This window comes from Aeromicrobium sp. REDSEA-S38_B2, assembly GCF_001628525.1.
Classification (GTDB): domain Bacteria; phylum Actinomycetota; class Actinomycetes; order Propionibacteriales; family Nocardioidaceae; genus Aeromicrobium; species Aeromicrobium erythreum.
In genome coordinates this window covers 1-7931 of sequence record NZ_LUNH01000080.1, presented here as the reverse complement: position 1 = coordinate 7931, position 7931 = coordinate 1, and the positions used below count along the sequence as shown (strand labels likewise).

Genomic DNA, 7931 nt, shown 5'->3' with positions numbered 1-7931 from the left:
GAGCAGGTACAGCGGCAGGAACACCGGCCCCAGCAGCCAGGCGTACTGCGTGACGTGGCGGTCCTCGTGACGCACCAGCGCCGGTCGCGCCCGCAGCCAGGCGACGGCGCGCGGCGTGAGCACGACCGACCCGACGGTCGTCGCGTCGACACCGGCGCGCCGCCAGCGCCACCCGGTGGCGACCAGCACACCCCGACCGATGGGGTGCAGGCTCGCCCCGCCGGCGCGTGCCGCCAGCAGCCCGACCGGCGTGCTGAGGTTCGCCCAGTTCACGACCGTGCGCACGCGTGTCCAGCGCGTGTGCGTGCCACGACCCACCCACGAGCCGTCGGCGGCGCCGTGGATGCTCACGCGTCGAGCGCGTCCGCCCAGGCGGTCAGCCACGCGGCCACCGCGTCGGGGCCGTCGAGCACGACGTCGGACCGGCCGACGAGCGCGTCCTGCTCCCCCGAAGCCGACGCGACGAGCACCCCCTCGCCCCCGTCGGTGCGCAGCTGGTCGACGGCGTCGTAGGCGGGCAGGTCGCCCAGGTCGTCGCCGGCGTAGACGACCCGGCGCAGTCCCGTCTCCGCGAGCAGGCCGCGCAGCGCCACGCCCTTGTCGGTCGCGTGCCCGCGCAGCTCGAGCACCTGACGACCTGGCTCGACCTCGAGGTCGAGCTCGTGGGCCAGGGCGCGCAGAGGGGCATCGAGCGCGTGGATGAGACCGGCGTCGATGCCGCGCGTGTGGACGGCGACGGCGAGCCCCTTGTCCTCGATCCGCACGTGCGCGGCGTCGTGCGCGGCGAGCCAGGCGGGCAGCACCTCCGCGAGCCGGGCCACCGACGCCGGGCGGTCGGGCCGCAGGTGCGTGCCGGTGGCCGCGTCCCACCGCTCGGCGCCGTACTGCCCGCACACGACGAGGTGCTCGAGGCCGCGCATGCCGGAGAAGCCGCTCAGCGCGAGCGCCTGGTCGACCGGGCGACCGGTGATGATCGCGACCTGGCCCAGCACGTGGCCCAGCCGCGCGACCGCCGACACCGCGTCGGGGTGCGCGAACGCCTGTGTCGGGTCGTCGACGACGTGCGCGAGCGTGCCGTCGAAGTCGAGGCCGAGGAGGATGCGCTCGGGCTCGACGAGCAGGGAGGCCGGGACGTCGGACGTCGTCAGGGGATCTGCCGCAGGCACCCCAGCATCATGACACTGCGACGGGGCCGCACGGGTCGTGACCTGGGGTCAGGTGACGGGCGCCACGACGATGAGCGTGAGGCGCTGCCGGTTGATGCCGGCGGGTGCCGGGGCGACCGCCGAGACGCCCAGGTCGGCGGCGAGCTGCCGCGCCTCGGCCTCGCGTCCGGCCGGGTAGTAGACGGTGCTGGCCGGCACGTAGCCGCGCCAGTTGCCGACACCCGCGAGCGTCCAACCACGCGCGGTGACGGTGGCGCCGGCCGACCGGGCCAGGCCGGGCGTCCGGGTGGCGTTCAGCACCGAGACCGGCACGGCGGAACGGTCGACGGGCGGCGTGGTCCGGGTGGGGGTCGGCGTGGGCGACGGGCTGGGGCTCGGCGTCCTGCTCGGCGTCGGGCTGGGCGTGGGGCTGGGCGACGCGCTCGGCGAGGCCGAGGCGGTGGGGCTGGTCGTGCTCGAGGGGCTCGACGTCGGCGCGGCGACGGCTGCGGTGTCGTCGCCTTCGACGACGATCCAGCCGAGCCAGCCGGCACCGAGCAGGACGACGACGGCGGACGTGACGAGCGCCCAGGACGGCAGGACGAACGCCCGGCGCGTCACCGTGCGTCGGTGGTCGGACACCAGCCGCCCGCGTCTCAGAGGTCGATGCCGAGGCGTCGCGCCGACCGGCTGCGCTGGCGCTGGGCCCGCAGCCGACGCAGTCGCTTGACCAGCAGCGGGTCGAAGGCGAGGGCGTCGTCGCGGTCGATCAGCGCGTTGAGCAGCTGGTAGTAGCGGGTGGCGGACATGTCGAACTTCTCGCGGATGGCCTGCTCCTTGGCCCCCGCGAACTGCCACCACAGCCGCTCCATCGCGAGCATCTCCAGATCGCGCTCGGTCAGGGTGTCGCCGGGGCGTGCCGTCTCGTGGGTCGGCTGCTCCGCTGCACTCATGGCCCGATCGTAACCCAGGAATCACACGCCTGTCATTCGCTTCGGCGACGGGATCGTCTGGTATGCGTGGGACATGTCGCCGACCCCCGCCGCACCCGTACCTGCCGCGCCCGTCCCCGCCGACCGCCCGCTGCGCTGGGGCGTGCTCGCGACCGGCAAGATCGCCGGCAGCTTCGCCCGCGACCTGGCCCTGCTGGACGACCACGAGGTCGTCGCCGCGGGCTCGCGCGACGTGGAGCGGGCGCGGGCCTTCGTGGCCGAGCACGGCTCCGCCGACGCCCGCGGCTACGGCAGCTACGAGGAGCTCGCGGCCGACCCCGAGGTCGACGTCGTCTACGTGGCCAGCCCGCACGGACGCCACCTGGAGGACGCGACGCTGTGCCTCGACGCGGGCAAGGCGGTGCTGTGCGAGAAGGCGCTGACCCTCGACGCCGCGAGCGGCCGACGGCTGGTCGAGCACGCACGCGAGCGCGGTCTGTTCCTCGCGGAAGCGATGTGGATGCGCACCAACCCCGTGATCCGGGAGGTGCAGCGGCTCGTCGGCGACGGCGCGCTGGGAGAGCTGGGCGAGGTGCGGGCCGAGCTGGGCTTCGTCGCGGACCCCGACGTGGCCCGGCTGTGGGAGCCCGAGCTCGGTGCGAGCGCACTGCTCGACATCGGCATCTACCCGCTCACGTTCGCGCACCTGCTGCTCGGCCAGCCGCACACCGTCGCCGCCGCAGGGGCGCTGCACGAGCGCGGCTTCGACGTGGCCGGCGGGGCCACGCTGGTGCACGACGGGTGCGGAGATCGTGGGGTCGAGCCCGTCTCGAGCCTGGCGTGGACGCAGCTCGCGCAGTCCGACAACACGGCCTCCGTGGCCGGCACCGAGGGACGCATCGAGATCGGGCGGCGCTTCCACCACCCCACGTCGTTCACCCTCGTGCGCGGCGACGACGCCGAGACGATCGACGTCCCGGTGATCGGCCGGGGCTACGCCCACGAGGCGGTCGAGGTCGCCGCGTGCCTGCGCGCGGGACGCACCGAGTCTGACCTGCTGCCGCTGGACGCGACCGTGCAGCTGCAGGAGCTGATGGACACGATCCTCGAGCAGGTCGGCGTCCGCACGCGCGCCTGACCCGACGCCGACGCGCGTGACGTCGAGGTGCGTCGTCGAGGGGCGACGTCGGCGCGACCCCCTAGGGTGGGGGCATGGCGGCAACGGCTGACTTCGTGGTGATCGCCAACCGGCTGCCCGTCGATCGTGTGGTCCAGCCCGACGGCAGCACCACCTGGCGCACCTCCCCCGGTGGTCTCGTGACGGCGCTCGAGCCCGTCATGCGACGCAACGGTGGCGCGTGGATCGGCTGGCACGGCGCACCAGATGAGAAGCTGCGCACGTTCGAGCACGACGGCATCACCCTCGTGCCGGTGCACCTGACCGGCCAGGAGTACGAGGAGTACTACGAGGGCTTCTCCAACGCGACGCTCTGGCCGCTGTACCACGACGTCGTCGCCCCGCCGGAGTTCCACCGCGAGTGGTGGGAGTCCTACGTCGAGGTCAACCGTCGCTTCGCCAAGAAGGCGGCGCGGATCGCGCGGCGCAACGCCGTCGTCTGGGTGCAGGACTACCAGCTGCAGCTCGTCCCCCAGATGCTGCGCGAGCTGCGCCCCGACCTGCGCATCGGCTTCTTCCTGCACATCCCCTTCCCGCCCAACGAGCTCTTCCAGCAGCTGCCGTGGCGCCGCTCCATCCTCGAGGGGCTGCTCGGCGCCGACCTCGTCGGCTTCCAGCTCCCGGGGGCGGCGCAGAACTTCGTCCGCCTGGTGCGTCAGCGGGTCGGGCACAAGACGCACCGCGACACGGTCTACCTCGAGGACGGGCGGACGGTCACGGCCCGCGCCTACCCGATCTCGATCGACGCGGCCGGGTTCGAGGAGATGGCGCGCCGACCCGAGGTGGTCGCCCGCGCCGCCGAGATCCGCGAGAGCCTCGGCAACCCGCGGTGCGTGCTGCTCGGCATCGACCGCCTCGACTACACCAAGGGCTTGCGGCAGCGGCTCCGCGCGTTCGGCGAGCTGGTCACCGAGGGTGCGGTCGACGTCGACGACGCCGTCTTCGTGCAGGTGGCCACGCCGTCGCGCGAGCGCGTCGAGCAGTACCGGCTGCTGCGCGACGACATCGACCGCCTCGTCGGTCGCATCAACGGCGACGTCGGGCGGATCGGCGCGCAGCCCATCACCTACCTGCACGCCTCCTACCCGCGCGAGGAGATGGCGGCGCTGTACCGCGCGGCCGACGTCATGGTCGTGACGCCGCTGCGCGACGGGATGAACCTCGTCGCCAAGGAGTACGTGGCGTGCCGCTACGACGACGACGGCGCCCTGGTGCTGAGCGAGTTCGCCGGGGCGGCCGCCGAGCTGCGCCAGGCGTACCGGGTGAATCCCTACGACATCAACGGTCTCAAGGAGGCGCTGCTCGAGGCGATCCGCGCGCCCGAGAAGGAGCGCACCCGCCGCATGAAGGCGATGCGCAAGCAGGTGGTCGAGAACGACATCGAGCTGTGGGCCACGCGCTTCCTCGACGACCTGCGCACCGTGCGCCACACGCACGACAAGACGCCGCGACCCGCGCGCGACAACCCCGAGACGACCACGCGGCGCCGCTGACGAGGACGGCGACGTCCGGGACGGCTCAGGTCGTCAGGCGCGACAGCGCGTCGGCACCGACCAGGAAGCCCACCAGGCCGACGATCCAGCTCATCGCGACGCCGCTGCGGGCCGTCATCCACGCGTCGATGCGCTCGAGCCACGGCTCCACCCGGCGCGCCGCCACCAGACGCAGGGCGAGCAGCACGAGGGCCGGCAGCACCATGACAGCGACGTACCCGAGCAGCACGAGGAGCTGCCAGGGTCGTTCGAGGCCGGACCGCGACAGCAGGCCCATCGCGGCGAGGTAGGGCAGCATCGTCGCCAGCTCGAGGACGGTCGCCACGAGCGCGACGAGCACCGTCGTGCGCGCCGGCACCCCCTCGCCCTGCAGCGCCGCCCGCCACCGCACGGCGCGCGGGCTCGGACCACCGCGCTCCTTGGCACGTCGCTCGAGGGGCCAGCTCCACCAGAACAGCGCCGCGCCGACCAGCAGCTGCACCACGGCCAGCGGACGGTTGCGGGCGAGGGCGTCTCCGGCGCCTGAGACCGCGTCGAGGACGGCATCGACGCCGAGCAGGAGCACCACGCCGACCGCCGCGTAGAACACCGCCACCGTGGCGAGGAACAGCAGCACCCGATTCGGCCGCACCCGTGGGGCGACCAGCATCCAGAGCGGGAGCAGCAACGTGCCGGCGCTCGTGCTGTCGACGAGGGCGAGCAGCACCAGCCCACCGAGCACGGCCCAGGTCACGACGCCTCCCTCTCCTCGACGTCACGACCGTGCCACATCCGGTGGCGGTCGCGGCAGCCGGGCGCGTGCCGGATCGCTCAGGCCGTACGGACGTCCGGACGCGTGCCGCCGCGGCCGCGACGCGCCCGGAACAGGACCGAGACGACGAGGGCGAGCGCGGTCGCGGACACGGTGACCGCGAAGGCCGGGGTGTGGCCGCCGAGGTCGGCAAGCCGGCCGGCGAGCGTCGAGCCCAGGGCGTAGCCGATCCCGGTGGCCCCGGCGAGCAGCGTCATGGCCGTGCCCACCCGCTCGGGCACGACCACCTCACCCGCCATGGCGAAGTTGCTGATCATGTAGGGCGCCACCGCGAAGCCGAGCAGGGCGATGACGGCGACGAGCTGGCCGATCGTCTGCACGAGCAGCAGCGGCGCCGAGAGGACGAGCAGCGCGGCCGCCGACGCGACCATGCGCGTCGGGTACCCGATCCGCTCCGGCAGCGCCGCGATCGCGAGCCCGGCGATGGCGCTCCCGACGCCCAGCGTCGCGTGGATCAGGCCCGCCTGCCCGGGCTCGCCCTGCGCGGTGGCCAGCACCGTGGAGCCCGTCTGGGTCGCGCCGAAGACCATGCCGATGCAGAGCTGCGCGAGCGCCAGCACGCCGAGCACCGCCGTCAGCACCGGCGCCGTCGACCGCGCCGCGCCGGACTCGGGCCGCGTGAGCGCCGCGGTCGGGTGCAGCGCGAACCAGGAGCCGAAGGCCACCAGCACCCCGCCCGCCACGAGCAGCGCGTCGCCCGGTGCCACGACGACGGCGAGCAGGCCGACGGTGGCCGGACCGAGCACGAACGAGACCTCGTCGGCGGCGCCCTCGTAGGAGAAGGCCGCGTCGACGAGGCGACGCTGGTCGGGCACGTCCTTCGTGATCGGCTGCCAGCGGACCCGGGCGAGGGGCCCGATCTGCGGCGTCGCGAGACCGGCCAGCGCGGCGACGGCGACGATGACCGCCGGCGACGCACCCGCCTGCGTGGTCCACACGATCGCGGCGAGCCCCGCGCCGCCCGCCCACGACTGCGCCAGGACCACCGGTCGCTGCCCGACCCGGTCGGCGAGCGAGCCGAAGAACGGGGCGCCGACGGCGTTCGCGACGGCCAGGGCTCCCGCCGCGGCACCGCCGAGCGCGTACCGTCCCGTCGCGGCGCTGACCAGCAGCAGCGTGCCCATCTGGCTCATGGCAAGCGGAACTCGCCCGAGGAAGGCTACGACGACGTAGGCGGGCCCGACGATCCGCAGCAGCGTGCGGTACGCGGTGATGGCTGACACTGCGCCGAGCAGTCTAGACGTCGCCGCGACGTCGGCCCTCGGCGGTGGTCAGGGCAACGGCGGCGGGCGACGACACCCCAGCGTCTGGTGGAATGCGGGACATGCCGCACCCTCTCCGCGACGTCGTCGGGCCCGGCTGGGCCGACGCCCTCGCCCCGGTCGAGGACGAGATCCACCGCCTCGGCGACGTGCTGCGCCGCGAGACGGCCGAGGGCCGTCCCTGGCTCCCGGCCGGCGACGCGATCCTGCGCGCCTTCCGCGAGCCGTTCGCCGACGTCAAGGTGCTCGTCGTCGGGCAGGACCCCTACCCCACGCCCGGCCACCCGATCGGCCTGTCCTTCGCGGTGGAGCGCGACGTGTGGCCGTTGCCGCGCAGCCTGGTCAACATCTACGTCGAGCTGCGCGACGACCTCGGCATCGTCCCGCCGCGGCACGGCGACCTCTCGGGCTGGGCCGACAGCGGCGTCATGCTGCTCAACCGCGCCCTCACCGTCGCCCCCGGGTCTCCCGCGTCGCACCGCGGCAAGGGCTGGGAGCCGATCACCTCGGCCGCCATCGACGCGCTCGTACGCCGCCACGCGGCGGGCCACCCGCTCGTGGCCGTGCTCTGGGGCCGCGACGCGCAGTCGTTGCGGCCGGCGCTCGGCGACGTCCCGTGCCTCGAGTCGGCGCATCCCTCCCCGCTCTCGGCGCGGCGCGGCTTCTTCGGCTCACACCCCTTCAGCCGCGCGAACGCGTTTCTGGAAGAAAGCGGGCGCGGTGCGGTGGATTGGCGGGTGTAATCAGCTTGTAGCGGGTATCACCATCCCGCTGGCGTCGCGAAGCACCAGCGTGCGACCGGAACCGGGCGTGCCATAGGGACGCGTATACGCCCGCAGCGACACGGCGTCCCCGGCCTGAAGGCGCTTCTCGATACACCCGAAGCGCCAGCTATCGCCGTCGAATGCCACGGCGAAGGCACGGTGCGTCGTGCGCGCAGGGTCGAGCGCTATCCGATCGATATCGGACGGACAGATGCGGAGCGTCTGTTCTTCGGCAGACGTGTTGGCGATCTCGAAATTCCACTCCTCGTAGGAAGGCCGCCAATGCGCCCGCGCGGTGGACGAAGCGCTGATGGGAGGGACGGAGCTGCCGCGGTAATTGGCGTGAT

10 protein-coding genes are annotated in these 7931 nt (G+C 73.8%); 3 read left to right on the top strand and 7 right to left on the bottom strand.

Annotation, left to right across the window (positions count from 1 at the left end):
* The 4 genes from A6Q81_RS14345 to A6Q81_RS14330 form a co-directional block, all read right to left on the bottom strand.
* On the bottom strand, positions 1 to 351 hold a 351-nt coding region (locus tag A6Q81_RS14345), incomplete at its 3' end, for a hypothetical protein (RefSeq protein ID WP_286690880.1).
* Positions 348 to 1166 (bottom strand): trehalose-phosphatase, encoded by an 819-nt coding sequence (otsB, locus tag A6Q81_RS14340; RefSeq protein WP_067854117.1) that lies wholly within the window; start codon positions 1164 to 1166, stop codon positions 348 to 350. The genes otsB and A6Q81_RS14345, both read right to left, overlap by 4 nt.
* A 48-nt stretch (positions 1167 to 1214) precedes the next feature.
* On the bottom strand, positions 1215 to 1787 hold the full coding sequence (locus A6Q81_RS14335; protein WP_286690879.1) for a LytR C-terminal domain-containing protein: 573 nt from the start codon (positions 1785 to 1787) through the stop codon (positions 1215 to 1217).
* A 14-nt stretch (positions 1788 to 1801) separates the two neighbouring features.
* Positions 1802 to 2098 carry a DUF3263 domain-containing protein gene (locus A6Q81_RS14330; RefSeq protein ID WP_067854109.1) on the bottom strand — a complete coding sequence of 99 codons (297 nt, stop codon included), beginning with the start codon at positions 2096 to 2098 and terminating at the stop codon, positions 1802 to 1804.
* A 73-nt stretch (positions 2099 to 2171) separates the two neighbouring features.
* Between A6Q81_RS14330 and A6Q81_RS14325 the strand changes: the two genes are divergently transcribed.
* Together A6Q81_RS14325 and A6Q81_RS14320 are read left to right on the top strand one after the other, a co-directional pair.
* Positions 2172 to 3215 (top strand): Gfo/Idh/MocA family protein, encoded by a 1044-nt coding sequence (locus A6Q81_RS14325; protein WP_067854106.1) that lies wholly within the window; start codon positions 2172 to 2174, stop codon positions 3213 to 3215.
* 74 nt (positions 3216 to 3289) lie between these two features.
* Positions 3290 to 4747 carry an alpha,alpha-trehalose-phosphate synthase (UDP-forming) gene (locus A6Q81_RS14320; RefSeq protein ID WP_067854103.1) on the top strand — a complete coding sequence of 486 codons (1458 nt, stop codon included), beginning with the start codon at positions 3290 to 3292 and terminating at the stop codon, positions 4745 to 4747.
* 25 nt (positions 4748 to 4772) lie between these two features.
* On the opposite strand, the gene A6Q81_RS14315 is transcribed toward A6Q81_RS14320, so the two are convergent.
* Together A6Q81_RS14315 and A6Q81_RS14310 are read right to left on the bottom strand one after the other, a co-directional pair.
* On the bottom strand, positions 4773 to 5480 hold the full coding sequence (locus tag A6Q81_RS14315) for a GAP family protein (protein ID WP_067854100.1): 708 nt from the start codon (positions 5478 to 5480) through the stop codon (positions 4773 to 4775).
* Between the two features lie 77 nt (positions 5481 to 5557).
* Positions 5558 to 6781, bottom strand: coding sequence for an MFS transporter (locus A6Q81_RS14310; RefSeq protein WP_286690878.1), 1224 nt, complete (start codon positions 6779 to 6781; stop codon positions 5558 to 5560).
* Positions 6782 to 6882: 101 nt separating this feature from the next.
* Between A6Q81_RS14310 and A6Q81_RS14305 the strand changes: the two genes are divergently transcribed.
* A complete protein-coding gene (locus A6Q81_RS14305) occupies positions 6883 to 7563 on the top strand; it encodes a uracil-DNA glycosylase (protein ID WP_286690877.1) in 681 nt (226 codons plus the stop codon).
* Here A6Q81_RS14305 and A6Q81_RS14300 read toward each other — a convergent pair.
* The coding region (locus A6Q81_RS14300; RefSeq protein ID WP_286690876.1) for a hypothetical protein at positions 7564 to 7931 on the bottom strand (368 nt) is incomplete at its 5' end. It abuts the gene before it with no gap.

Excerpts from the sequence above, each read along its gene's own strand:
- A6Q81_RS14330 (WP_067854109.1), bottom strand. The coding sequence starts at position 2,098 with ATGAGTGCAGCGGAGCAGCCGACCCACGAGACGGCACGCCCCGGCGAC.
- A6Q81_RS14325 (WP_067854106.1), top strand. The coding sequence starts at position 2,172 with ATGTCGCCGACCCCCGCCGCACCCGTACCTGCCGCGCCCGTCCCCGCC.
- A6Q81_RS14305 (WP_286690877.1), top strand. The coding sequence starts at position 6,883 with ATGCCGCACCCTCTCCGCGACGTCGTCGGGCCCGGCTGGGCCGACGCC.
- A6Q81_RS14320 (WP_067854103.1), top strand. The coding sequence starts at position 3,290 with ATGGCGGCAACGGCTGACTTCGTGGTGATCGCCAACCGGCTGCCCGTC.